The following is a 25,621-nucleotide window of genomic DNA, read 5'->3' on the forward strand; positions in this document are numbered from 1 at the left end:
TGGTATTTGAAGGATAGGTTACTTACTATTCAAAGGTACTTTAAAATCCTATTCTTTGAAAGAAATATCTGATTTTTAAAAGGATGTTTAGGAGCTAATAATTACATTGGATTAATATTTTTTGAATCGATAAAGTCTTTGAGTGTAGAAAATATCCTCTTATTAAAGTTTCGATTCTACCCAAAGAAACAGCCGTATTTATCTTCCCTAACTACATCAATCAACCTTTCTAAATGAGATGATTTTGGAAATGGTTCATAAATTTCCTAATTTCCTTTTGAACGCATCAAGTATAGACTCCATTCTTTACGTGACTTATAAAATCGGAATTTTGCAAATTCTATATTTTGAATTTCATTTGGGTTATTCCAAACCGGTCGGATAGTTTAAAGAATAGCAGTTTTACCATCATAAGCATAACCGTAATCAAGTTGTGTGCGAATCTTTAAATCCTCCGGCCGCATTGATTCTGCAAATCTTTTTATAGTCGATTCGTTTATGTCTAAAGTATTTTTTGGCATTAAGCTTATGTTCTAGAAATAAGGTTGACGATTATTTTAATCATCATATCTTTTTCATTGGGATTACTTTCAGCAATTAATAACGTTTATGCTACTAATGCATTATTCGGGATAACCTTACTGCCATACTTGGTAAACAAAATATTGTTTCTATCTAAAAACCATACAAACAGATAAGCCGCAATTCTTTTATTACCATCGGAAAACGAATGGTTTTTAACTACAAAATATAGCAAATGAGCTGCCTTTTCCTCGATAGTTGGATAAAGATCTTCTCCTGCAAAAGTCTGGTAAATGTTTTCAAGAGATCCTTTAAAAGAATCGTCCTTTTCTCTTCCAAAGAGTCCTTTAAACTTAGTTTGCTTTCCAAGTTCATCAATAGCTTTTCTGGCCTCGTTATAAGAAATCTTAAAAACCTCCTGGCTCCCCTTATCCGGCAAGCTCAACCGCTGATGATCATAATCATCTAATAGGTTTAACGCCCGGGAATATTGAGCAATGATTTTTATATGACCTACCGATTCATCGGTATTAAGCGGATATTCTGAAATTACTTTTTCTTGTAACTGAACCACATTTTTAAGCTCCTGTAACTGTTGAGTTCTTTCCTGAAGAAGTCTTTCATTGACGGCATAACCTTGTAATAAATACTCTTTTAAAATTTTATTAGCCCATATTCTGAATTGTGTACCTCGTTTTGACTTAACTCGATAACCTACCGAAATAATCACATCCAGATTATAATGTTCAACTAGGTAAATTTTACCATCAGTAGCAGTATGTGCAAAATTTGCACATACTTGATTCCGTTCCAGTTCTCCTTCCTTGAATATGTTATTAATATGTCTAGTAATAACGGTTCGATCTCTATTAAAAAGACTGGTTATTTGAGCTTGAGATAGCCAGACTGTTTCCGATTTAAACGCTACATCAATCTGAGTTTGACCATTGTCCGCCTCATAAATAATTATTTGTTCTTGTTCTTTCTCCATAGTAAATACAATTTTAGGAAATTAATACCAGAAGGTTCTTTAGCCACTCTCAAATTGTATATATCAATATGAAAGCAGAGTACATCGACACAGCTTTAAAAGTATTGATGAATTACAGAAAAGCTGTAATACACTCATTCAATGGAAAAAATAGTGATATACATAAGGGGTTATTTGTGGTACTGAAAAGACTTTATATAATGGCACTTCCAAAAGGGGCTGGCAAGACAAAGACTTGGTATGCCATATTGCTTGTAATATTCGATTGTCTGGATTCTATCAAAATTTATGAATTATCATCTATTAGAAAAAGCCTTATTATGCTGTAAGCTTCACTAAAAGATATTAGTAACGAAATCCCTATTGTAGGAACCAAATTGTTGAATATTTCATAATGAAAAGTTTCGGTAGTAAAACGCGTATTTAGCTTTATAGTTTTTGTTAGATTTAGCCCTAAATAGGTTTTGAAATTAGAAGTTATTCTTTTCCCATTTAGCCTAGAAGTGCAGTTATTCCATAAATTGAATTCTTTTGTTTAGATTTGGTAAGGAATAAGCCTACAGTTAGTGAGAAAAAATGAACCTTTTATATTGTCATTAAAAGAGTATAAGAATCTTTTTGAAAAATTGTATTCATCACTATGCTTGTTTGCTAATAAGTATTTGGACAATTTGGAACTTTCAAGAGATATTGTTCAAGATGTTTTTATTAAAATTTGGGAAGATAAAATTGAATTTAATGATGAAAATACAATAAAATCATACCTATATACTTCTGTCAAAAATAGATGCCTAGATTATTTAAAGAGTAAGCACCATAAATCCTTAGAATATTATTCAATTAATGAGATTGAACGATTAGAAACAGAACACTTCTTTTTAAGAGAAATTGTTGTCGCAGAGGCCTCTTCACTAATAGAAAATGCAATTAATACTCTACCCAATAGATGTGCCCAAATAATTCGACTAAGTATAAAGGACTTCACAAATGCACAAATTGCGGAAGAACTAAATATTTCGATTAATACCGTAAAAGCACAAAAAAAAATAGCCTATAAAAAACTAAAACCCCTGCTAAGAGATTATTTTATTCTTATTGCATTCATCTTTGACACTCCTAGCTAATTTTATAAAAGTTTAAATTTTTTATTAATTCTTTTAACCCTCTATTAATAGTATCTCGTCATAGTAGTAAATAATCGAATTTACTATGTCAATTTTTAATGTAATTATTGCATTATCAAAACGTATTGCAGCTTCGCTATTACGAGATGAACAACCTAAAGAGCTATTCAGTTCAGAAATTTTCGATGATCAAGACAAACAATATATTCTTGATAATCTAACAAAAGAAGAATTAATTAAAAAACGCCTGCATTTATCTAGTCAAATCAATAGAGAAGAAGATTGGAAGCGCATTAAAAGCAGGATTAATGTACCAGTTAGAAAACAACTAGTTTGGCAATATTCAGCTGCTGCGGTGTTTATAGGATTACTTACTACTACCTATATTTTAAAGGATACACTTTTTCATAATCTACAAATTGTTTCACCAGTAGTTGGAACAATTAAAGTTGGAACCGATAGGGCAATTTTAACTTTGGAAGATGGTGAAGATATTAATTTAGAAAAGGGTGTGTCATATCAATCGGATAATATTAATAGTAATGGAGAGGAAATTATATATAGAACAGGTAAAGAAAAAAACGTAATATCCTATAACTATCTCACAATTCCTAGAGGTGGCCAGTTTTCATTACTACTTTCAGATGGAACTAAAGTTTGGTTGAATTCAGAAACCAAGTTAAAATACCCGGTTCAGTTTATTGAAGGAAATTCTAGGGTAGTAGAATTAATTTATGGTGAAGCTTACTTTGATGTATCACATAGTACAGAGCACAATGGGACTAGTTTTAAAGTTCTTAATAACTCCCAGGAAATTGAAGTATTGGGAACAGAATTTAATGTTAAAGCTTATAGGGATGAAACCCATGTGTATACCACTTTAGTAAATGGAAAGGTTAAGGTGATTTATAGTAATGGACAACAAGTTTTAAATCCTGATTACCAAACTAGCCTTAACATCCACAACCATAGTATGAATGTGACCAAGGTCAATGTATACGATGAAATTTCATGGAAAGATGGAATTTTCAGTTTCAAAAATAAATCACTTGATGAAATCATGAAAGTACTTTCCAGATGGTATGATATTGAAGTGGAATTCAACAATTCCGAATTAGGGAATCTCAAGTTTAATGGGGTATTGGGTAAAGATCAAGAAATTGAACAAATTCTAGCAACTATTCAGGCTTTTGGAGCAATTAAGGAATATCAAATCAATAAGAATGTAGTACTCCTAAAATAATAAAAACACCAACAGAAAAAGGAACGAAGCACATTATTTGGCGATAACAACTGTCGTTCCTCTAAATGTTAATTATTGTCTAACTAACACATTACAAATGTATGAAAATTAATTTTTTTAAAAGCCCGCCCTATAAATGGAAATGGGCACTCTTAAACATCATGAGGTCATTTATTTTTTTACTGTGTACAACTGTTTTCAGTTTAAATACGATTACCACTTTTTCTCAAGAGAAGATTGTAGTCAATCGAAATAAGCTAGTCACAGTTGATGAAGTATTTGATATTATTAAGGAACAAACTAATTTTAAGTTTATTTATCTTTCAGATGCGTTCATTAAATCACCTAAAGTTCAACTTTATAAAGGGGAGGTGCTAATTAAAACCCTCTTAGATGAAATTTTAGAAAGAGAAAACCTAATATTTGAGCTTTCTTCCAACAATATTATTATTAAACAGAAACCTGAAAGTCATCAAAAAATATCAAAACCTCAAGGAATTCCAATTTCGGGAAAAGTAACAGATACTAATGGATTACCATTAGCAGGTGTTTCAATAATAATTAAGGGAACCAATAAAGGCACATCAACCAATTCTGAAGGAGTTTTTTCCATTACTGTAATAGATAGAAATTCAGTTATTTTATTTTCATACTTAGGTTTTAAATCTCAAGAAGTTAAAGTTGAAAATAAATCAATTATTAATATTTTCTTAAAAGAGGAAATAAATGAACTAGATGCAGTAACAGTGAATGCTGGGTACTATACAGTAAAGGAAAGAGAACGTACTGGAAGTATTTCAAAAGTGAGTTCTAAAGAAATTGAATTACAACCCATAGTTAGTCCTCTAGAAGCATTGCAAGGACGAATGCCAGGTGTTGAAATTCAACAAAAAGATGGAATGCCAGGAAACGCACCTACAATTAGAATTAGAGGAAGAAATAGTTTACGAGAAGATGGAAACTATCCTCTTTACATTATAGATGGTGTCCCAATAAATTCCACTCCAATTTCAGTTGGCGCACTTCTTGAAGATGGATTAGATCCATTGAGTACACTTAATCTTTCTAATATTGAAAGCATTGAAGTATTAAAAGATGCAGATGCTACTGCCATTTATGGTTCTCGTGGTGCAAACGGAGTAGTTCTTATCACAACAAAGAAAACGATTGGTTACGAACAAAAAACACGTATTGAGACTCGATGGTATTCAGGAATTGCAAAAGTTGGAAAAAGGGCTAAACTATTAAATACGCAACAATATATTCAATTACGTAAAGAAGCGATCAGTAACGCTGGAAGAGAGCCTGATGAAATAAATGATTGGGATTTACTTTTATGGGATAATAATCGGTATACGGATTGGCAAAAAGAACTTATAGGAGGAACCTCACCAACTTCAAATTTAAACATCTCAATATCTGGAGGTAATTCAACTACTTCATTTCGACTAGGAGGGTCAATATATAAACAAGGTTCAGTCCTTCCGATTGAAATGAATTATAATAAAATGACAACCTCACTAAGCCTCAATCATAAATCAGACAATAAAAAATTAACAATCAATCTTTCCACCAACTATGGTGCTGATAAAACAAATTCAACTGTCACTTATAGTATTATACCCTTAGCTTTTGAATTACCCCCTAATGCTCCCCCTCTATTTAACAATGATGGAAGCCTCCACTGGGAACAATGGTCTTATTCAAATTGGGATAACCCTATATCAGGAAAATATAACCCATTTGAAACCAAAGTACAAAATCTTATAACCAACTTAGAAGTTTCCCTTGAATTGTACAAAGGTCTTGAACTTAAAACTAACTTGGGATACACTCAGAATATCAAAGAAAATAAAAATAAGCGATTTAAAGAAAGTATATCTCCGGATTTAAGAGAAAATTCACAACATAGTGCAGGTCAAAGTTACAACAAGAGATTATCCTGGTTAATAGAACCTCAATTAACATATCATTGCTCTTTAGGAAAAGGTACTTATGATGCCCTCGTAGGAGTTACTTTTCAACAAAATGAAAGTGTAGGATTTAGTGTTAGTGCACAAGGGTATGTTACTAAGACCTTAGTTGGTTATATGCCAGCAGCAAATTCAATTACTTCCGGTCCAAATCAAAATATAATATATAGATATAATGCAATATTTGGCAGGATAGGTTACAATTGGGAAAGAAAATATTATATCAATTTTACCGGACGAAGAGACGGTTCCTCACGGTTTGGTCCCAGTAAAAGATTTGCTAATTTTTGGGCAATTGGCTCTGCATGGGTATTTTCAGAGGAGGATGTTATCAAGAAAAAATTACCGATTTTAAGTTTTGGCAAATTTAGAACTAGTTATGGAGTAACAGGAAGTGACCAAATTGGAGATTATGGCTATATGGATGTGTATGAATCTACAGGTGCTCCTGGTGGACTCTATCCTACTAAATTATTCAATACTGATTTTGCATGGGAAGAAAATAAAAAATTTGAAACAGCAATTCAACTCGGTTTCTTTAAAGATTATATAAATTTTGATATAGGTTGGTACAAAAACCGTTCCTCGAATCAGTTAGTAGGATATCCATTAGCCTCAACAACCGGGTTTAACATTGTTCAAGCCAATCTTCCTGCCACAGTACAAAATTCAGGATGGGAAATTCTATTAGCACTAAATCAAATAAAAAATAAAAATTTTAAATGGAATACTACATTGAATGTCACTCTTCCAAAAAATAAACTAGTAAATTTTCCAAAAATAGAACAAACACCATATAATCAACTATATCGTATAGGTTATCCTTTAAAAATCCGTTTTCTTCACCAATATGACGGAATAGATCCTGAAACAGGTTATCATAAAGTTGTTGATGTGAATGGTGATGGCAGTTTCAACCATGAAGATCGGATAATTATCAAAGATCTCGATAGAAAAATTTATGGTGGAATAAGCAATAACCTCACAATGAAAGGCTGGAAATTAAACTTCCTATGGGATTTCGCAAAACAAAATGGCAACTACTGGGGTAGGGGATTTCCAGGTAGAGACAAAACTAATCGACCATACGAGGAATACTTAGATTGGAAAAATGGGTCCTTATATATAGAAGATTCACCACAAGCAAGCACAGGATACAATTTATCTAAAATAAGTGAGTTAGGAGTTGTAAACGCATCGTTTCTACGTTTAAAAACTCTTTCCTTAAGTTATACACTTTCAAATAAATTATTAAAAAACACAGGATTAGTTTCTTGTAATATATTTATTTCTACCCAAAACCTTGTAACAATAACTCCTTATAAGGGAATTAATGTTGAGAATCCATATTTCCCTGGGACCATACCCTCTCTTAAGACCTATACTAGTGGAATTCAAATTTCCTTTTAACTTTTAAAATTTTATAATATGAACCATACTAAAATAATATATTCTCTTATTCTATCAATGCTTACTTTCATATTTAGCTGTGAGAGTTTCGTTGAAATTGACACTCCTAATTTTCAAATTACAACAGAGGCCGTATTTAAAGATGATGAAACTGCAATCGCAGCTGTTAAAGGTCTTTATAATCAATTATACCATAACAACACTGGATTTTCAAATGGTTGGGAAAATTCAATAACTGTATTAGCAGGACTTTCTGGTGGTTTAATTTCCCCAAGAAGTACTTTACATACCAAATTTAGCCCATACTCTCAACATGAAATTAATACTTTAAACAATCCTGCAGCATCCGCAAATTTAAATCTTTGGAGTAGTGCATATAATATAATCTATTTAACAAATAGTGTTATAAAAGGATTGGAAGGTTCTACAAAAATATCGGCTGATATAAAAAATAAATTAATTGGTCAAGCACTCTTTATAAGGGCATTCACGTATTTCTACCTTGTAAATCTATATGGTGACGTCCCTTTGCTACTTACTACAGATTACAGGGTAAATACTATTGCCTTTAGAACTTCTACTAACGAAATATGGTCACAAATAGAAGCCGATTTAGATCAATCCATTTCACTCTTAAATAACCAAACAGAATATAATGAAGGTCAGCGTATTTGGGTAAACAAATTTGTCGCAATGGCCCTACAAGCTAGAGTTTGTTTATTCCTTGAGAAATGGAGTAAAGCTGAAGAATTAAGCTCTAAAGTAATTGAAAATTCAAGTTCCTATGAGCTACTCGAGGATCTTAATCAAGTCTTTCTAAAAAATAGTAAAGAAACAATTTGGCAGATATCTCCTATAAAAGGCTCTTCTATTTATCCTACAAACACAAATGAAGCAACAGTATTTATAATATATCCCCGATTCGGAAGGCCATTTGGGAGTATTGAATTGAGTAACAGTCTTATTGCTGAGTTTGAATCTTTCGATAAAAGAAAAAGTGATTGGATTGGACAATCTAATGACATTCTCTATTATCCATATAAGTATAAAGTTAGAAATTTTTATGGAGACCCTACTGAGTATTCAATGGTAATTCGATTTGCAGAACAATTTCTAATTCGTGCAGAGGCAAGGACTTATTTAAACAATTTAAATGGAGCCTTAGTAGATTTAAACAAAATTAGAACACGAGCAGGTTTAGACGAATTTGAGAGTGAATCAAAAGAAATTATACTAGAATCGATTTACAAGGAACGAAAAAAAGAGCTTTTTTCAGAATGGGGACATCATTGGTTTGACCTTAAAAGAACCAAACGTGCTCAAATAATTTTTAAAGATAATCACACTTGGGAGGACACTGATTTGTTTTATCCTATACCTGAAGAGGAACGAATGAAAAATCCAAATTTGAGTCAAAATCTAGGATATTAAAAAACAAACTCTAACAATCAGACATAAGATAATAAAAACCTTCATCAGATAATGATACGATATTTTATTTTAAAAATGTACTTAATACTTCTATTTTCTATACCAGTAGTTAGTCAAAACGCTATTACCTATATTGATAAGGATTCTTTAAAACTAGATCCATTTGTTCGTTACGGAAAATTAGATAATGGTTTCACCTACTATATCCGTCATAACAATGAACCTAAAAATGAAGTATATATTCAAATGGTTGTTAAAGCCGGGAACTTCCATGAAGATAGTTTACAGACTGAATATGCACATCTCCTTGAGCATATGGGATACAAAGGGACTCATAATTTTCCTAAACTAAGTAAACACATTCAACAATCTGGTGGTTATAGTCATGCTTCGACTTCTGACCTATATACTTGGTACTGGGCTAAATTCTCTTCCAAAAATCAAAAACTACTAAAAGATGGCTTGTCTATCATTAAAGACTGGTCACAAAATATTAATTTAAATCAAAATTCCATTGACGTGGAAAGAGGGGCAGTTTTAGGTGAAATTAGAAATGGAAATATTCATCAAAAATGGTATCAAGAAACAGCAAAAGCGGCTATTGAACATAGTTCTGGATATAAGGGTAAAACAAAATTTGAAGGCACTAAAAATATTAAAAACTTCAATATAGAAGCTTTCATACGATTTTATAAAGATTGGTACCGACCTGACCTTCAGGCAGCAATAATAGTTGGAGATATTAATGTTGACAGTACTGAAACAGAAATCAAAAAAATGTTTAAAGGTTTAAACATGCCTGAAAATCCTAAAGACCCACTATTTGCTTTCACCAAACATTCTATAATACTTAATGAACAAAATCATTATAACGTACATAGGGATACATCTGTGATAGAACCTTTTTTAAGTATTTTTATAAAAAGACCTAATCCCGCGTACAGTCCAAAAACAAAAGACGATTATAGAGATGTTTTAATTCTAAATCTATATCAAGAAATACTAAATCCAAGAATAAACTCTATTAAAGAGTACGATCCTCCATTTACATTAGTTCCTAGTACTCAATATGCCAATCAACAGTTATATACTTTGAGAATCAACATAAGGTTTGATGACTTCTCAATCTCAACCATGAAACAAAGGTTTATAAAATCAATAAACAGTTTGCGAAACCTAAATTTGGGTTTTACTGATAATGAATTTAAAACAGCAAAGGAAAATGTCCGCAAAATATATCAAAATAAAAAATCAACTTCAACCAAGTATTTAGGCGATGACTATAAAAATCATTTTACATTAGGTACTGCTGCACCTGAACCAAGTCAAAAAAAACAAATGATCTCAAAAATACTTGAAGAAATAAAATTAGAAGATGTCCAAAATGCTGCAATTAATTACAGTAATTTAAAAGAAAATACGAATTTTCTTTATTATACACACCCAAAATTTAAAGCTCCTGATTCTTCTTTACTAGAAAGTTGGATTTCTGAAGCCCTTACTACTAAAATTGAAGAATTTATACCCCAAGATCGAATTAACACATTGAGCGATGTTGTAAAACTTCCTCTCGGAGACCCTAATGTAATTAAAAGTAAAACAAAAAGTATTATAGGGGTAACTACAATTGACCTTAAAAATGACGTAAAAATTATATTAAAACCTGTGGGAAATTCAAAAACCATTAAAATAAGAGCTTCAAGACCCAATAAAATACCCTTTTCAAATAAACAAGAATATCTTATGGCAGCGATTGCTCCCAAAGCTATAGACTTTATAGGAGCAGGGCCTTACACAAAATTTCAACTAAAAGAATTTACTAAAGATACGGAAGTACAGATTTACCAAAAGCTAGAGAGAACAGAACAAATAATTATTGGTACTACAAAGTCAAATCGAATGGAAGATTTTTTCCAATTACTTTATCTGTATACCCAACATCCTCGAATGGATAATGATGCATTTAAAATTTGGAAAAGTAGTGAACATAGTATTTTAGAAAAAGGTAATCCAGATAAAAATTTGTTTTACTCAAATGCAATAGATCAAATCCGATTTCCAAAATTACCATTACTTAATTCACAATTAATAAGATCATTATCACAGTTTGATATTTATATGTCATATAAAAATTGGTATAGTAATTTAACAGGTTACACTTTTGTTATTACAGGTGATTTTGATTTAGATGAAATGGAAAAACTCATAATTAAATATATTCCAAAAATGTCTAGCGTTAAAAATCATAAATACGAAAAATCTAATGAATTAGCATTCCCTCTTAAAAAAATCAATAAAATCAATCATATTAATGATAGTAATGAAGCCAATATATTTCTTCATTTCCCAGTAAAAGTTCCAACAGATATAAAATCAAAAGCACTCGTGTCATTAGTAAGTAATGCCCTTTATTTGAAAATTTGGGACCGTCTTAGAAAAGGATCCTATTCACCAGGCTCAAGGGTCGACCTAGTAGACTATAAAAAAGGAATTTACAACTTTCAAATTTGGTTTACATCTGAAATTGGGAATGAAGAAACTATGATTCAATGGGCATTGGAGGAGTTTAGAGAACTTAAAAAAAATGGTGTAGACAAAGATTGGTTTACAAAAAACTTGAACCTACGAATATCTAACTACAATAGAGTTTATGAAAGTAGTACATTTTGGACCAAATACCTTTCAGAAAAAGTTAAAAATAATGAAAGTATTACAAGTGAAATATTAGAACTCGAGACCATATTAAAACACTTTATCACATTAGATGATCTAAACAAAGCTATACAAGAATTTTTGAGTGAGAAGTACTTTCAGAAATTTATTTTTTTACCAAAAAACACGGCTTTAAATTCTGAATCTAAAACAAGTGTAAATGAATAATATTATGCAAATTCTACCACCAAATCAAAAAATAAAAGGCATTGGAAAATATTCCCAATGCCTTTCTAGAACCGATTGATAATCAAAATCAAATCATTCAATAACAATTAATTCCGGAAAAGGATTACTGGTTTTTAATGGTTCTACATCTTCACCATTCTTATCCTTAAAGGAAGGGATTGGGTAAACATCTAGAACATTAGAAAGAGGATTTCCGAATTCATCTACAAATTGAACTGTACAATTACGTCCTGTACCTGGACAATTTACATCCACAGCAGTCCACACTCCTGAATCATAAACATAGGCCGTGAACATAGTTTTTTCTGCATTTACATATGCAAAAGACATCCCAATGGCCAATACAAAGGCCAACATCGGTAAAATCATTTTTAATTTTTTCATGATTTCTAAGTATTAATTGTTAAACATTCTGCTCGTTCTTTTATACAGGTTATGAGCCCTACCCTGCTTCTGTTGCAACAAAAAATTTAATTTTAATTATCATTTCAGTTTATAATTATTAATAGCTTTTGCACTCGATTCCCGAAGCAATACTATTGCGCTGATAGCCATAATCACCCATATTATATTAAATATAAAGTGTTGATTCCATGACAAAAGAGCTATCACTCCTCCACAAGAACACGGTTCATAGGGACTGAAAAATAGAATCCCAATCACATAAGCAGTGAAAATCATCATTAACCCAAGAGAACCATATAATCCTTTAAGCCTTGTTTTACGGAATAGTAGCAAAATGGCAACTATTATTTCCAATAACGGAATTACCCATGATATAAACCCTGCTATACTTTTCACATGTGCAAAAGGAGAATTTATAAGATTGTTATAGAAGGTATTCCCGTCCATAAGCTTGCTGAAACCGGTGTATACAAACAGCATAATAAATAATATGCTGATGATTTCAGAAATAAGAATTCTATGTTTTTGCAGCCATTTCATGTCATTTGTATCTATTTAATACTTAATAACATAAAATTACCAATAGAATGATATTGGCCCCTTTGAACAACGTTTTAACATTGAAATTCTAAATACCATTAGCGGAGATCAAAGAGAACTCTTCTATTCACTATTTGAAAATGTAAGAAAAAACAATTTAGGACTTAACATCTTTAGTTTTCCTAAAAAGTTATTTGAAAACATGTCTTGCGATAAAAATTGGGAGTTTATTGTTTTAAACCTAAAATCGGAATATTCAAATAGACATCAAGACAAACCAGTTGGAGTAATGTTTAGTTACAAAAATGCAGGTGGCACCTATGTTCCTTCTTTTGTAGGGATGGATTATGATTATGCATATGAACATCAAGTTTATAGACAGTTACTGTTTCAAACTGTAAAAAGAGCCGGTGAATTAGGATTTTCTACCATTGATTTTGGAATGACTGCAGGATTTGAAAAAAGGAAAATTGGTGCCCATGTAACAGAAAAAGTAGCCTACATTCAAGCCAAGGATAACTTTCCTTTCGAGCAATTGGAAATAATGGAAAGTAAAGGGTAAAAATACCTTTGTTCAATTATCATCGAGATCCATAGAAAACAATCAATTTAAATAATCGAAATTAATACCAAACACTATGGTTTTATCGTACATAGAAATATGCTCCATACCCTCATCCTGAACTAAATAAAACAAAAAAAATCGTTCGTAGTTACGAACACATTACGAAAAATTCTCATATATATTGTGCAAATTTATCTCTGGAAAGTTAAATCAGGCAAGGTTGTCAAAACTAAAAAACTATAACCCATTTGACGACCTTGCTTTTTAAAATATGTCAATTGAAAGGATCAAATATGAATGCTCAAGCGTAAATCTTTAAGAATATTTCAAATGTTACGAATGAAAGGCTCCCTTCCATATTCAAAAATCGGAGGTTCTTAATGTTATGAAGTTACCGGCATTATAAAATTTAATAATAATTGTACTCCCAATATTATAATAAAAGTACTCCAATTAACTAAACGCTCTTAATTGGGTATTACATCTTAAATGCTACAGTTTGTAATGATAACATTTAAAAATGAAAATCAACCAAGCACATATCATCATTGAAAAGGGTGTGAAATTTAAAATTGGTACTCCAAAAGAAGGAAATATAAAATATGATTTCGACAAAATTATTGTTTACTTGGAAGCAAAAGGTAAACGGATATACGGCAATAAATTCAAAATTTATAAAGCTGACCACCCATTAATTTTCAAACTATGTTGCTATTTTATTAAAGACCCCTTCAATTGTAAAAAATTTGGAATAGATATTAATAAGGGTATCCTCTTAAGTGGGCCAGTTGGATGTGGCAAAACAAGTCTAATGAAATTACTGAGGTATATAGTACCTCATATTCCTCATTATGAAGTAATCCCCACAAAAAATATTGTTTTTGGATTTAACAATATTGGATTCAAAATTATCGAAGCATATAATGATAAACTGGTGTATTGCTTTGATGATTTAGGTACCGAAACAACAGGTAGACATTTTACAAATGTTTGCAATGTAATGAGTGACATTCTACTAGCTCGTCATAAATCCCTTATTAACCATCAAATACTTACCCATGCTACCACTAACTTCAATTCTAATGAACTCAAAGAACATTATGGAAGCGATTTGCACTCGAAAATGCAAGAATTATTTAACTACATTTCATTTAAAAAGGGTGCTAAAAACAAACATAGGTGATTTTAATCACGATCCCATAAGACATATAAACCTTTATAACTGGAATTAAACTTCAAGATCGCTAATGAGTTGCATAACAAAATTAAAACTTCAATTAAAGATCTAATGACAATCTTAAGTCCATGGCTTAAAAAGCCGAGATTGACAAAAAAATAACCATGCATATTGCAAGACATAGCTTTGGAAATATAGCCGGGATAATATTCAACCTCATATGCTACAAAAACTTTATCGTCATAGCGATTTAAAATCCACATTGAATTATCAAGCTAATTTTATTCACAGGGAAGCTGATGATGCCTTGGATAGGGTAATTAATTTTTAACCTATTAAATCTTTAAAATTTTCTCTATTTATTACTTCTATTTCAGCGTTATATGCATCCATAAAGTTCCTATATTTTTTAACTTTTGCCTTAGGACTTCACTTAAATTCATATCCCGTAATTACCCCTGAGTTTTCCTCTACGTAATCAATTTCTTGCTGTTGCTTGGTTCTCCAGAAATACTGTGTAGCTCTGGTTTTGTTATAAGCTATTTTTTTTCGATAAATTAATGTCTGTATATTGATATTTAACTAAAAAAAATGAATTTCAGTTACTATAAATTGCTTTCAGATTCCTATTTCAGGTGCTATAACTATATAATTTATCATATAATAATTGGACTAGCAACAAAAACAGGACGGTATAAAATTCGAATTACAGTACCTACCAATAACGGCCCCCAAAGTTCCAGTCATTTTGCCTAAATCCACACAAGAGGGCATGCTATTTTTGCGAAAACGGGTCAATTATCACAAATAATAACCTATAAAAAGCAAAGAACTGTACAATGGCCTAAAAACAAAAAGGCCTCCATAAAATCCACCTTAAGCCTAAACTATACTAAAATTGCTGGTAGTCTAAGTAGTTATTGCTTTACTAAAAATTTAGTGACCAACTTATTTAATGTTTTAGGTTGCTCAAAGGGAATATAATGAGATGCGTTTAAAATGATTTCGAGTTCAGAATGATTTATTGATTCATGAATTAATTTGGTATGCTCTTCTTTGATGACATCCTCACTCCCTGCTAGAATTAAAACGGGATTTTTTATTTTTTCGAGTTCACTTGTTGTAAGGTTGGGATGATTTAGCATTAATCGTAATAGTCGTTGGTTTCCTTTTTGTTCAGATAGTTGATCTTGGAAAATTTTGATTAAATCATCTTTGACACCTTCTGGATGTATGTTTGCTCCAATGGTAATAAGTTTATTTACAAGTTCTGGATGCTTAAGACTAAACATCAATCCTGTATTTCCACCATCGCTCCAACCCAATATATTTACATTTTTTAGATCAAGTTGTTGTATTACTTTATGTAGGTCATTAGCGAATAATTCATAGCTATAATCAGACGTTGTAAAATCAGTACTTCTCCCTTGTCCTCTTGTATCTATCGCGATTACTTTGAAATGTTTAGCCAAAGCTGGTATTTGTTGGTAAAAGTCAGAGATACTACCATTATTTCCGTGAAGTAAAAGTAATGGTTCTCCTTTCCCATAAGTTTCGTAATATATTTTAGCATCACCGATATCTATGTATTTCCCATTTTTATTTTTCCCATAATTAGTTTTTAATGATTTCTCCTTATGTGTGTAATAGTTTATTAGGGATTGCATCTGGGGATCATTTGAAGGTTGCATTTGGTTGTCAAGTATTTCCTCTTCCTCCGTATTTTTATCATAGGAGATATCCAGGTTAGCTATGAATACACCCTTACTTTTTTCCCACTTTCCTTGGTTTTGGTAACGAAATAACAAATCATCAGAAATTGATTTTTTGGCCGATATTCCAAAAACAAAATCCACTCCCTCCAGAGGCTTATAATCGACTAATTGCAAGGTGACCGCTATCTGTTTCAAATTATTAAAAATTAAGTGGTAAGCGGTTAAATCTACCAATTGCCATCCAGTATTGTTTGTTTTATAAATGATGTTTTCTGAAAGCAGTACTTTGTCTGGAATGTGATCATTAATGTTGTATATATTTAATTTTAAGGTGATTTCTTTAAATTTAGAACTTGGAATTATATGAAAATTATAGGATTTTAATTTCGTTTTTTGATACACATTGAAAATAGTCCCTTGCTCAATAGTTGGTATATTTTGGTCAAACATTTTAGAGAAGGTAAGCATAGGTTTTGATTTCTGTCCAATCACCTTTTCTTTCATCTTCTTTGCATTAATAACCACAGGGTCCAGTGAAATAGCATTGTACTCTAAAATAACCGTTGAGTTCTCTATTAATTGATCGCTACTTTTAATCAAATCCTTATAACCAATACTGCTGAAAACAATGTCATCCTTGGTCTTAAAGGGAATACGAAGCGTATAGTTCCCATTTTCATCTGAGATGGTGCCAATAGTGGAGTTTTTTATTCCAATTGAGCAATAGGCAACAGGTTCATTGTCTTCATTGACCACTTTTCCGTAAATAGAGTTTTGAGCGATACTGTTACATGTAATGAAAAGGGCCATTAAATAGCATAATTTGTACATAAGGTATAATTTAATAGACTAGACGACCTATTAAATAGGAAAGTTGCCCACAACCGAAAATAGTAACTATTAATTATGGTTTTTGCGTTGATTCCCTGTAGGGGTGGAGGAAAAGGTGGTACATCCAGAATCTTTTTATTTAACCCCTTAAACGAGTAAAACCCCGTTCACAGTGAAACTGCTCCCGAGGTTTTACCAACTAACCAACCAAAAACTATTATGAAATTTTTCTATTTACTTATTGTTTACACACGTCCTTTAGTGTTTCGAATACGTCCCCATCTATCAGTGTGTACAGATAAATCTCCAACTCTGTTTAGATTACCGAATTTGTTGTAACGCATACTTACTGATCCGGCTCTGGTGATACGTCCGTATCTATCGTATTGTATCCATACATCACCTACACGGGTTAACATTCCATTTCGGTCATAGGCTATTTGAGCTCCATAGGTATGCATACGATTGTTTTTAGACGGAGCGCTGTATTGAACACGGATATTAGGGGTAATTAAGGTAGCATTTACAGATCCTCTTCGCCCATATCGTTGTACAGTACGTGCATCATATTCAAAAGTTCCATCTGTATACACATAGAAAGCAACGCCACGCTCTACAAAGTAGATGTATTCTTGCGATTTATGTTTGGCATTTTCATAAGCAGAAATTGCCATATCGCTTTGCTTGTTGTTTGCCAGCGCAGAGGTTACTGCTACGAATAATCCAACTGCTAATAATGTTACTTTTTTCATATGTTTCATTTTTTAGTTATTACTTTCAAAGGTCAAAGCTCTTTGATAGTATTCCATTCTTTTAGAAACTTCCGCTTGTACTTCTGTTTCTTGCTTAGTAAGTTTCAAACCCCGTGCCAAAAAGATACTATGCGTGCATAATTTTTATAAATAACTGTAAATCAGTTTTATATTTTTTAATTTCATACTATTTGGGATAAATAAAGAGTAGGAGCTGTCTATATTTGTTTGAGATAAAATGTTTATTTTTCGTTAATATGTCACAAGCTTGGGCCGGTTAAACTGCATAATTAGCGGTTAGTTCTTACATTTGTGTAGTAGCTTATCAAAGACCTTAAAATGGATAAAACAATTTTAATCACGGGTGGTGCAGGGTTTATAGGATCTCATGTGGTACGAAGGTTTGTAACCAACTACCCCGAATATCATATCTTTAACCTTGATCTGCTTACCTATGCGGGGAATTTAGAGAACTTAACGGATGTATCTAAAGCCCCAAACTACACCTTTGTAAAAGGAGACATTACGGATCCTACCCAAGTGGATGCGCTCTTTAAGAAATATCAATTTGATGCCGTCATTCATTTGGCTGCGGAGTCCCATGTAGATCGTTCTATTTCAGATCCACTTGCTTTTGCCAAAACAAATATATTGGGAACCATGGTCCTTCTTAATGCCTGTAAAACCTTATGGAATGGTTCACAAGAAGGAAAACGTTTTTACCATATTAGTACAGATGAAGTGTTTGGAAGCTTAGGAAATGAAGGATTCTTTACAGAAGAAACCTCTTATAGTCCTAATTCTCCGTATTCTGCCAGTAAAGCAGCTTCAGATCATTTTGTAAGAGCCTATGGAGAGACCTATAAACTGCCTTATGTTATTAGTAATTGTTCTAATAACTATGGACCGAATCAGTTTCCTGAGAAATTGATTCCATTATTTATCAATAACTGTATTCAAGGTAAACCACTACCCATCTATGGCGATGGAAACTATACCAGAGACTGGTTGTATGTAGTGGATCACGCCACAGCCATAGATACTATTTTTCATAAGGGGAAATTAGGAGAAACCTATGCTGTTGGAGGACATAATGAATGGACTAATATGGCGTTAACAAAGTTATTGTGTAAATTAATGGATGCCAAACTTGGACATGAAGAAGGCACTTCAGAAAAGTTAATTACTTTTGTAAAAGACCGTCCAGGACATGATTTAAGATACGCTATTGATGCGACTAAAATTAAAGAAGACTTAGGATGGAACCCTGAAGTTACCTTTGAGGAAGGTTTGGATAAAACCATTGATTGGTACTTATCCAATAAGACCTGGTTAGAAGGGGTTACTTCGGGAGCATATCAAACCTATTATCAACAACATTACTCGTAATCCGGTATTCATGCAGATAGAGAAAACGCCTTTGGCGGATTGTTATATTATTAAACCACAGGTACATCATGATCATCGTGGTTATTTCTTTGAGAGTTTCAATGCCTTGAAATTTAAAGAACTAACCGGGATTACTACTGATTTTGTACAGGATAATCAATCCTTTTCAAGCTATGGTGTTGTTAGAGCCTTACATGCGCAACGTGCCCCGTATGCACAGGCAAAACTAGTACGTGTATTGCAAGGGGAGGTATTGGATATAGCCGTGGATGCACGACTGGATTCTCCCACCTTTGGACAGCATTTTGCCATCCATCTCAGCGCTGAAAACCAGCTTCAATTATTTATACCCCGTGGTTTTTTACATGGGTATATCACCCTGTCTAAGACGTCTGTATTTTTCTATAAATGTGATCAATTCTATCATAAACAGGCCGAGTGCGGTGTGATGTATAATGATAGTGATCTGGGAATAGACTGGAAAGTACCACCAGCTGATCGTATTCTTTCCGAAAAAGACCTTGTATTACCAAGATTTAATGAAGTATATAAAAAGACGCTATAATGGAGAAAGTGTTGGTGTTTGGAGCAAAAGGCCAGTTGGGAAGCTGCCTGCAGGATGCAATACAGGGAAGCCCGTGGCAATCTCAAACTGTTTTTTATGACTCTTCAGCCTGTGATGTCACCAAAGAAGAGGATCTTACCAAAGCCTTTAAAGAGGTAGCACCAACCTATGTGATTAACTGTGCCGCCTATACAGCGGTGGATAAGGCAGAGGAGGAGACTCTAAAGGCCTTTGAGGTAAATGCTAAGGCACCTGAGTGTATGGCCAGACTTTGTCGTGAGTACAACACGGTGCTTATCCATATCTCTACTGACTTTGTATTTGATGGCCATCAGGATATGCCTTATAAAGAGGAAGTGATTCCAAATCCACTAAACGTTTATGGAACTTCCAAATGGGAAGGGGAGCAGCGTATTTCAAGTACATGGCATAAACATTATATTATTAGAACCAGTTGGTTGTATTCTATATATCCTCCCAACTTTGTACATTCCGTATTAAGATTGGCAAAGGAAAGAAACAAACTAACTGTAGTAGCTGATCAACAAGGGATACCTACCTATGCTCCAGATTTGGCAGCCATGCTCTTGTTAGTATTAGAAAGCAAACACCTGCCCTTTGGTATCTATCATTATGCCAATAAGGGCATTGCCTCTTGGTATACTTTTGCTACTGCTATTTTAAAGATGGCGGGTAGTAACATTCCTGTGACCCCCATTACTTCAGAACAGTTTCCTGCAAAAGCCATTCGACCCAAGTACTCCGTATTGGACACTAGCAAAATAGAATCAGAGTTAGCACTTACCATTCCAAACTGGGAAGTGAGCTTGAAGAGGTGTATGGATAGACTAAAAGAGTCTTTAAATTAATAGCGCAAATGGCAATGCTATATAAACAATAGTAGCATTACCTAATAAGCGTGTACTTCTTTACACCGCACGTTTCAGACAATCTTTTAAATAGCTGTAGGCTCTAGTAATATGGCCTTCTACAGTTTTTATGGATACACCAAGCTTTTCAGCCACTAATTGATACTTCAATCCAACTATTTTGTTTTGGACAAATACTTCTTTACATTTTTCAGGAAGCGCCTCAATACACTGATTTAGTTTGGTGAGCTTATCAGATTTAATGCTTGGATCGGTCTCTACAGCCAGCATTACAGCCGTATGGTAATAGGAGGAGAGCATTTTATCATTTCTTTTCTCCATTCGGTATTTCTCCATTAATTGATTGTAGGCAGCTTTGTATAAATAGGAGTTCAGAGAAGATTGTATGGATAAGGTATGCCGCTTATTCCAAAGATCAATAAAGATGTCTTGAACGGAATCTTCAATCTTTTCTTTATCGCTGGAGTAACTCATCAAATAGATGCATAGCCTCTCATAGTACTCCTGGTAGAGTAACTCGAAGGCACTTTTATCACCTTTTTTTATACGCTCAATTATGATATCCTTTACTTTCAGAACAAAAAAATAACTAAATAGTAATACAAAATTCAAAAATAATTAAAATATAGTAGAGGGTATTCATTAAGTTTTACTACTTATACTAAAAAATAAAGATTGTGGATAATCGTCGAGCAGATACACTTATTTATAAACTCATCCAAAATACCCTTGATAAAGATGAGTCTAAGGACCTCTATGAGTGGTTACAAAATGAAGATAATTTGAATTATTTTAATGAATTTGTAGAAGTCAATCACCTTACGAATTCCTTAGCGAGTTATCCTTATAAAGATTCTTTGTCTGAGGTGTTAACCAAATTGGATACGGAAAATAGGAAAACCTCTTTTAAGCCCTATTATAAATATGCTATTGCCTCTGCCATGGTACTATTGTTTGGATTGATGTATTTCCTAAATAGAGATGATCTTAAAATAGATGCTAATCAACTAGTAACTAGTCCTATTCAAATAGGGACTGACAAGGCTATTTTGACCTTGGAAGATGGTAGTGAGGTAGCCTTGGAGAAAGGAAAAGACTTTAAAACAACTACAGCTAATAGCGATGGCGAAAAAATAGTATATCAGGATGATAGTAGTGAATCGGCAGCTGTAGTATATAACAGCCTAACCGTACCTAGAGGAGGTCAGTATACCATTGAATTAGCAGATGGAACCAAGGTGTGGTTAAATTCAGATACCAAATTAAAGTACCCGACTAGTTTTGTCGATGGAAAATCAAGAGAAGTATTCCTGGAATACGGTGAAGCCTTTTTTATAGTTTCTCCTAGTTCAGCGCATCAAGGAGCCCCGTTTAAGGTACTTTCATCCAAGCAGGTAATTGAAGTGGTAGGAACTGAATTTAACATAAGGGATTATAGGGATGAAGATGCAACACTAACAACTCTGGCAGAAGGTAAAATCAAAATTTTGAATGAAAGAGACTCCTTAGTATTAAGCCCTGGTCAGCAGGCTAAAATTCAGAATAACCAAGCTACCTTCAATGTGTCTGATGTAGAGGTAGCTCCAGTAATAGGATGGGTGGAAGGTACTTTTAGTTTTAAAAAGGAATCACTAGAGGATATTGCAAAGTCTCTGGGTAGATGGTATGATGTCAATGTTGTAATTCAAAACAAGAAACTTTTACAAGTGACCTTCTCCGGTGTCATAAAAAAGAGCACCAAAATTGAAGTTGTTTTGGAAACTATTGTAAACTCAAGTGATGTAGAAGTATATGAAATTAAAGGTAAAACGGTTTACCTAAAATAAAAAGGGGAGGAAGGTACATATTTGGCGGTATCACCTTCTCCCCTTGAATACCATTAATCAATTAAATCATTGTCTAACTAATTAACTGAAACAAATTTATGAAGAATAAGTTAATGATGGCTTCTTTCCTTTTGGAAAGCGAGCTTCTGAAAATTATTATGAAAACCTTCCTTTTTCTATTCAGTACGGTCGTTTTTGGATTAACACCAATTAATGCATTAACACAAAATGCTAAAGTTTTTATTAAAGAAAACAACACCTTAAGTGTTGATGAAATTTTCGATCTCATCAAAAGCCAGACAGAATACACCTTTGTGTATCAGGATGGCCTATTTGACGGCCTACCAAAAGTACAACTTGAAAAAGGGACTATCCGTACCAAGGACCTTCTGGATAAGGCCTTGTTAAAAGGAAATTATCTGTTTGACCAGCAGAACAACATTATCCAACTTACTAAGTCCTCGGAAGAATTAAATGCAGCCTTTCAACGAATAATTACGGGTAAGGTAACGGATTCACAAGGAATCGGTATTCCGGGAGTAAATGTGATTAACGGACAACAAGGAACCGCCACCGATATGGATGGAAATTTCGTTGTAAATGCGAAGCAAGGAGATGTGTTAGTCTTTAGCTTTATTGGTTTTACAACTCAAAAAATCACTGTTGGAGACCAAGCTACCATCAATGTGATTTTAGCAGAAGAAATAGCAGCTCTTGATGAGGTTGTTTTACTTGGGTATGGTAAAACATCTAATGAGCAAATGACTGGAGCCGCCACCAAGATTGATACCAAGACCTTATATACCACTCAAAATGTATCCTATGCAGATGCCTTAATAGGTATTGTTCCTGGCCTTTTAGTTCAGGAAAGTTTCAACAACCCTGATACCCCGCCATCCATTCTTTTAAGAGGAGTAGGTTCCATAAATGCAGATACGGAACCCCTAATTGTTATTGACGGTATTCAAATGCCACAAGGTTTTAGCTCTTCTGCTATAAATGTAGCCGATGTCGATGGGATTACCATACTTAAGGATGCGGCAGCTACTTCTATCTATGGATCACGTGGGGCTAATGGAGTCATCCTTGTAACTACCAAAAGAGGAGTTAAAAACAACAAGTTACAAGTCAATTTTAATACCAGAGTTGGATTTAGAAACACCAATACTTCGTTTACAAAGGATCTAATGAACACTTCTCAGAAACTTGATTATGAGGAATCCTTAGGTTTTTATGCTTCTAATCCAGCCTTATTAGAAGAAAGAAGAAATTCAGGAAATCAAGTCAATTGGGCCGATATCCTCATAGGGGATGAAATAAATCAATCGCATGATATTTCCTTTATGGGTGGAGGAGAAAAGTCTAGTTATTATTCATCGATTTCTTATAATAAAGTAGATAATATTTTTGATACTAAATACCAGCGTTATACGGCCACCATGCGTGCTGATTATGAGTTTAGTGAAAAGTTAAAGTTGGAGGTTTCTGGAAACTTCGGAAACGTTAACAATAAGGATAGACGTGGTGTTGGAAGCCCGTTTTCCAATTCCTTCTTATTAAATCCATGGGAAAACGTATTTGATGAATCTGGAAACCCTTTAAGAACACTAGTGTTTAGTGATGGTTTTGGGATTCCCTATAACCCCCTATTTATAAGAGAAAATACCCAGGTTAATTCCGTTAGAAAAAACATAGGAGGAGGGGTTAACCTTGTTTATAAACCTTTGGATTGGTTGTCTTTTAATGGTGTTATAGGTGCAAATTATAATAACTATGATAATTTAAGGTATGAAAATGTCATTGTAGAAGGAGGTAAGTTAACGGTTGGTAAAGGAAGTAATAGTAACTATACCGCCACTTTTATGGCTACAGTAGATAAGATGATTCATAAGCATGGGGTCAATATTGTGGTAGGTCATGAAGTTAATGAGAACAAGTCCTCAAGTTTGTCTGGTACCGCTAATGGATTTCGATCTGATGCGGTGAAGTTACTAAGTGCAGCCACCAACGCACCTACCTTATTTGAAGGGAAATCACATTCTGGATCGTTATCGTATTTTTCAAGATTGAATTACTCTTTTGATCGAACTTATAACTTGTCATTATCGTTTAGAAGAGACGGTTCATCTAAGTTTGGAGACAATAATAAGTATGCTAATTTTTGGGCATTGGGAGCCTCATGGAACCTTCATAGAGATTTCTTTAAGGATTCTAAATCACTCAGTAATTTAAAGGCAAGGTTTAGTATCGGTACCTCCGGAAATGATTTTATTGGTGATTTTGCCTCACAATCCCTGTATCAGTTCAGAATCAATTACAATGGCGTTAATACGCCTACCCTTTCAAGAGGAGAAAATGCTTTTTTAACCTGGGAAAAGAGTAATAGTACCAATGTAGGATTGGATGTTGGATTCTTTAAAAACAGAGTGACTGCCAGTGTAGATTACTATGTACGAACAACAAAGGATTTATTGAACGATGTGCCCATTCCGCTTACTTCAGGTTTTGGAACACTTGTATCAAATATTGGAGAGTTTGAAAATAAAGGGGTTGAAGTAGCTGTGAGTGCTACAACAATAGAAAATCAGGATTTTTCTTGGAACACCACCCTTAATTTCTCTAGCAACAAAGGCAAGGTTATATCCCTGACCGAGGATAGAAACCTCATTTTAAGGGGAGATATTGCCTATAAGGAAGGCAGCCCAATCAATGCACTGTATATGGTTAACTGGGCAGGTGTAAACCCTCAAACAGGTTTTAATCAATATGTAGATGCATCTGGTAATCTTATTGACTACAATACTGATGTGCGCAATGGGAATAAGAACGAAATCACCAATCTTAGGGAAGTGAGTGATAAGACCTCTATACCTACTTATCATGGAGGAATTACCAATAATTTCCGATATAAAAACTTTGATGCTTCCTTTCTAGTTTCTTTCTCAGGAGGTAATCATATTATTAACAGTGGACTATTTCAATTATATAATAAGAGCAGTCTGAATCAGCATGTTAATGTGTTGAATGCATGGAAAAATGAAGGAGATATTACCAATATTGCTGTTCGAGCAGTTAATCCTTTTAATCCAACCAGACAAGTTGATTCTGATTATCATGCCTCTTCTCAATTCATGCAAGATGCGAGTTATATCAAGCTAAAGAACATTGTTATTGGGTATAATCTTAAAAAAGAATTGGTAGCAAAATTAGGCATGGAAGGCTTACGCATTTTTGCACAAGGACAGAATTTGTTTACCCTTACGGATGTGGATTATATCGATCCTGAATATGCTACCGGTACCGGAGGAATTGGATTCTCATCCTCAATTGTTAAGGGATTCTCATTTGGGATTAATGCTAACTTTTAATTT

The 25,621-nt window shown here is 33.3% G+C and carries 20 protein-coding genes and 2 pseudogenes; 14 read left to right on the top strand and 8 right to left on the bottom strand.

Annotated elements, in window-relative coordinates:
* Positions 1–176: 176 nt before the first annotated feature.
* Both PT603_RS13785 and PT603_RS03120 read right to left on the bottom strand, forming a co-directional pair.
* Positions 177–383: pseudogene (locus PT603_RS13785) on the bottom strand (DUF3024 domain-containing protein).
* 224 nt (positions 384–607) lie between these two features.
* Positions 608–1,513, bottom strand: a complete 906-nt coding sequence (locus PT603_RS03120; protein WP_008241623.1) for a virulence RhuM family protein/type II toxin-antitoxin system death-on-curing family toxin — start codon at positions 1,511–1,513, stop codon at positions 608–610.
* Positions 1,514–1,581: 68 nt separating this feature from the next.
* Here PT603_RS03120 and PT603_RS03125 point away from each other — a divergent pair, with 68 nt between their 5' ends.
* The 6 genes from PT603_RS03125 to PT603_RS03150 all read left to right on the top strand — a co-directional run bounded on the left by PT603_RS03125 (position 1,582) and on the right by PT603_RS03150 (position 11,574).
* Positions 1,582–1,842 (top strand): hypothetical protein, encoded by a 261-nt coding sequence (locus PT603_RS03125; protein ID WP_008241621.1) that lies wholly within the window; start codon positions 1,582–1,584, stop codon positions 1,840–1,842.
* Positions 1,843–2,079: 237 nt separating this feature from the next.
* Positions 2,080–2,637 carry an RNA polymerase sigma-70 factor gene (locus PT603_RS03130; protein WP_008241620.1) on the top strand — a complete coding sequence of 186 codons (558 nt, stop codon included), beginning with the start codon at positions 2,080–2,082 and terminating at the stop codon, positions 2,635–2,637.
* 85 nt (positions 2,638–2,722) lie between these two features.
* Entirely contained in the window at positions 2,723–3,880 is a 1,158-nt protein-coding gene (locus tag PT603_RS03135) for a FecR family protein (RefSeq protein WP_008241618.1), read from the top strand.
* A 161-nt stretch (positions 3,881–4,041) separates the two neighbouring features.
* Complete coding sequence (locus PT603_RS03140) at positions 4,042–7,263, top strand: SusC/RagA family TonB-linked outer membrane protein (RefSeq protein WP_162097739.1); 3,222 nt, start codon at positions 4,042–4,044, stop codon at positions 7,261–7,263.
* 18 nt (positions 7,264–7,281) lie between these two features.
* A complete protein-coding gene (locus PT603_RS03145) occupies positions 7,282–8,694 on the top strand; it encodes a RagB/SusD family nutrient uptake outer membrane protein (RefSeq protein ID WP_040489083.1) in 1,413 nt (470 codons plus the stop codon).
* A gap of 75 nt (positions 8,695–8,769) precedes the next feature.
* Entirely contained in the window at positions 8,770–11,574 is a 2,805-nt protein-coding gene (locus tag PT603_RS03150) for a M16 family metallopeptidase (RefSeq protein ID WP_040489082.1), read from the top strand.
* 93 nt (positions 11,575–11,667) lie between these two features.
* Here PT603_RS03150 and PT603_RS03155 read toward each other — a convergent pair whose 3' ends face one another.
* Positions 11,668–11,979, bottom strand: coding sequence for a DUF6520 family protein (locus tag PT603_RS03155; protein ID WP_008241609.1), 312 nt, complete (start codon positions 11,977–11,979; stop codon positions 11,668–11,670).
* A gap of 99 nt (positions 11,980–12,078) precedes the next feature.
* Positions 12,079–12,540: a MauE/DoxX family redox-associated membrane protein gene (locus tag PT603_RS03160; RefSeq protein WP_274239058.1), complete on the bottom strand. Its 462-nt coding sequence runs from the start codon at positions 12,538–12,540 to the stop codon at positions 12,079–12,081.
* Positions 12,541–12,742: 202 nt separating this feature from the next.
* On the opposite strand from PT603_RS03160, the gene PT603_RS03165 reads away from it, so the two are divergent.
* The 3 genes and pseudogenes from PT603_RS03165 to PT603_RS03175 all read left to right on the top strand — a co-directional run.
* The gene (locus tag PT603_RS03165; RefSeq protein ID WP_274239056.1) at positions 12,743–13,102 is read left to right on the top strand and encodes a GNAT family N-acetyltransferase; all 360 of its coding nucleotides are present in this window, start codon (positions 12,743–12,745) and stop codon (positions 13,100–13,102) included.
* A 523-nt stretch (positions 13,103–13,625) separates the two neighbouring features.
* A complete protein-coding gene (locus tag PT603_RS03170; protein WP_274239054.1) occupies positions 13,626–14,288 on the top strand; it encodes a P-loop NTPase family protein in 663 nt (220 codons plus the stop codon).
* 131 nt (positions 14,289–14,419) lie between these two features.
* Positions 14,420–14,613, top strand: a pseudogene (locus PT603_RS03175) (recombinase); the annotation flags it as partial.
* A gap of 98 nt (positions 14,614–14,711) precedes the next feature.
* On the opposite strand, the gene PT603_RS13730 reads toward PT603_RS03175, so the two are convergent.
* The 3 genes from PT603_RS13730 to PT603_RS03185 form a co-directional block, all read right to left on the bottom strand.
* Positions 14,712–14,858, bottom strand: coding sequence for a DUF4143 domain-containing protein (locus tag PT603_RS13730; protein WP_155805722.1), 147 nt, complete (start codon positions 14,856–14,858; stop codon positions 14,712–14,714).
* A 341-nt stretch (positions 14,859–15,199) separates the two neighbouring features.
* Entirely contained in the window at positions 15,200–16,828 is a 1,629-nt protein-coding gene (locus PT603_RS03180; RefSeq protein WP_050951158.1) for an alpha/beta fold hydrolase, read from the bottom strand.
* 245 nt (positions 16,829–17,073) lie between these two features.
* Positions 17,074–17,580 carry a hypothetical protein gene (locus tag PT603_RS03185; protein ID WP_155805718.1) on the bottom strand — a complete coding sequence of 169 codons (507 nt, stop codon included), beginning with the start codon at positions 17,578–17,580 and terminating at the stop codon, positions 17,074–17,076.
* Between the two features lie 339 nt (positions 17,581–17,919).
* On the opposite strand from PT603_RS03185, the gene rfbB reads away from it, so the two are divergent.
* From rfbB to rfbD, 3 genes are read left to right on the top strand one after another with little or no spacing between them, the layout of a single operon-like run.
* The gene (gene rfbB, locus PT603_RS03190; RefSeq protein ID WP_008241457.1) at positions 17,920–18,969 is read left to right on the top strand and encodes a dTDP-glucose 4,6-dehydratase; all 1,050 of its coding nucleotides are present in this window, start codon (positions 17,920–17,922) and stop codon (positions 18,967–18,969) included.
* Positions 18,970–18,979: 10 nt separating this feature from the next.
* Positions 18,980–19,534 (top strand): dTDP-4-dehydrorhamnose 3,5-epimerase, encoded by a 555-nt coding sequence (rfbC, locus tag PT603_RS03195; protein WP_008241456.1) that lies wholly within the window; start codon positions 18,980–18,982, stop codon positions 19,532–19,534.
* The gene (gene rfbD, locus PT603_RS03200) at positions 19,534–20,403 is read left to right on the top strand and encodes a dTDP-4-dehydrorhamnose reductase (RefSeq protein WP_008241455.1); all 870 of its coding nucleotides are present in this window, start codon (positions 19,534–19,536) and stop codon (positions 20,401–20,403) included. The genes rfbC and rfbD overlap by 1 nt, the downstream gene beginning before the upstream one ends.
* Positions 20,404–20,463: 60 nt before the next feature.
* Here rfbD and PT603_RS03205 read toward each other — a convergent pair whose 3' ends face one another.
* Positions 20,464–21,036, bottom strand: a complete 573-nt coding sequence (locus tag PT603_RS03205) for an RNA polymerase sigma factor (protein WP_238531050.1) — start codon at positions 21,034–21,036, stop codon at positions 20,464–20,466.
* A 65-nt stretch (positions 21,037–21,101) separates the two neighbouring features.
* On the opposite strand from PT603_RS03205, the gene PT603_RS03210 reads away from it, so the two are divergent.
* Both PT603_RS03210 and PT603_RS03215 read left to right on the top strand, forming a co-directional pair.
* Positions 21,102–22,250: a FecR family protein gene (locus PT603_RS03210; RefSeq protein ID WP_008241451.1), complete on the top strand. Its 1,149-nt coding sequence runs from the start codon at positions 21,102–21,104 to the stop codon at positions 22,248–22,250.
* 98 nt (positions 22,251–22,348) lie between these two features.
* On the top strand, positions 22,349–25,618 hold the full coding sequence (locus PT603_RS03215; RefSeq protein WP_008241450.1) for a SusC/RagA family TonB-linked outer membrane protein: 3,270 nt from the start codon (positions 22,349–22,351) through the stop codon (positions 25,616–25,618).
* The last annotated feature ends 3 nt before the right edge of the window (positions 25,619–25,621 follow it).

Source organism: Imtechella halotolerans, assembly GCF_028743515.2.
In the GTDB taxonomy this organism is placed as follows: Bacteria; Bacteroidota; Bacteroidia; order Flavobacteriales; family Flavobacteriaceae; genus Imtechella; species Imtechella halotolerans.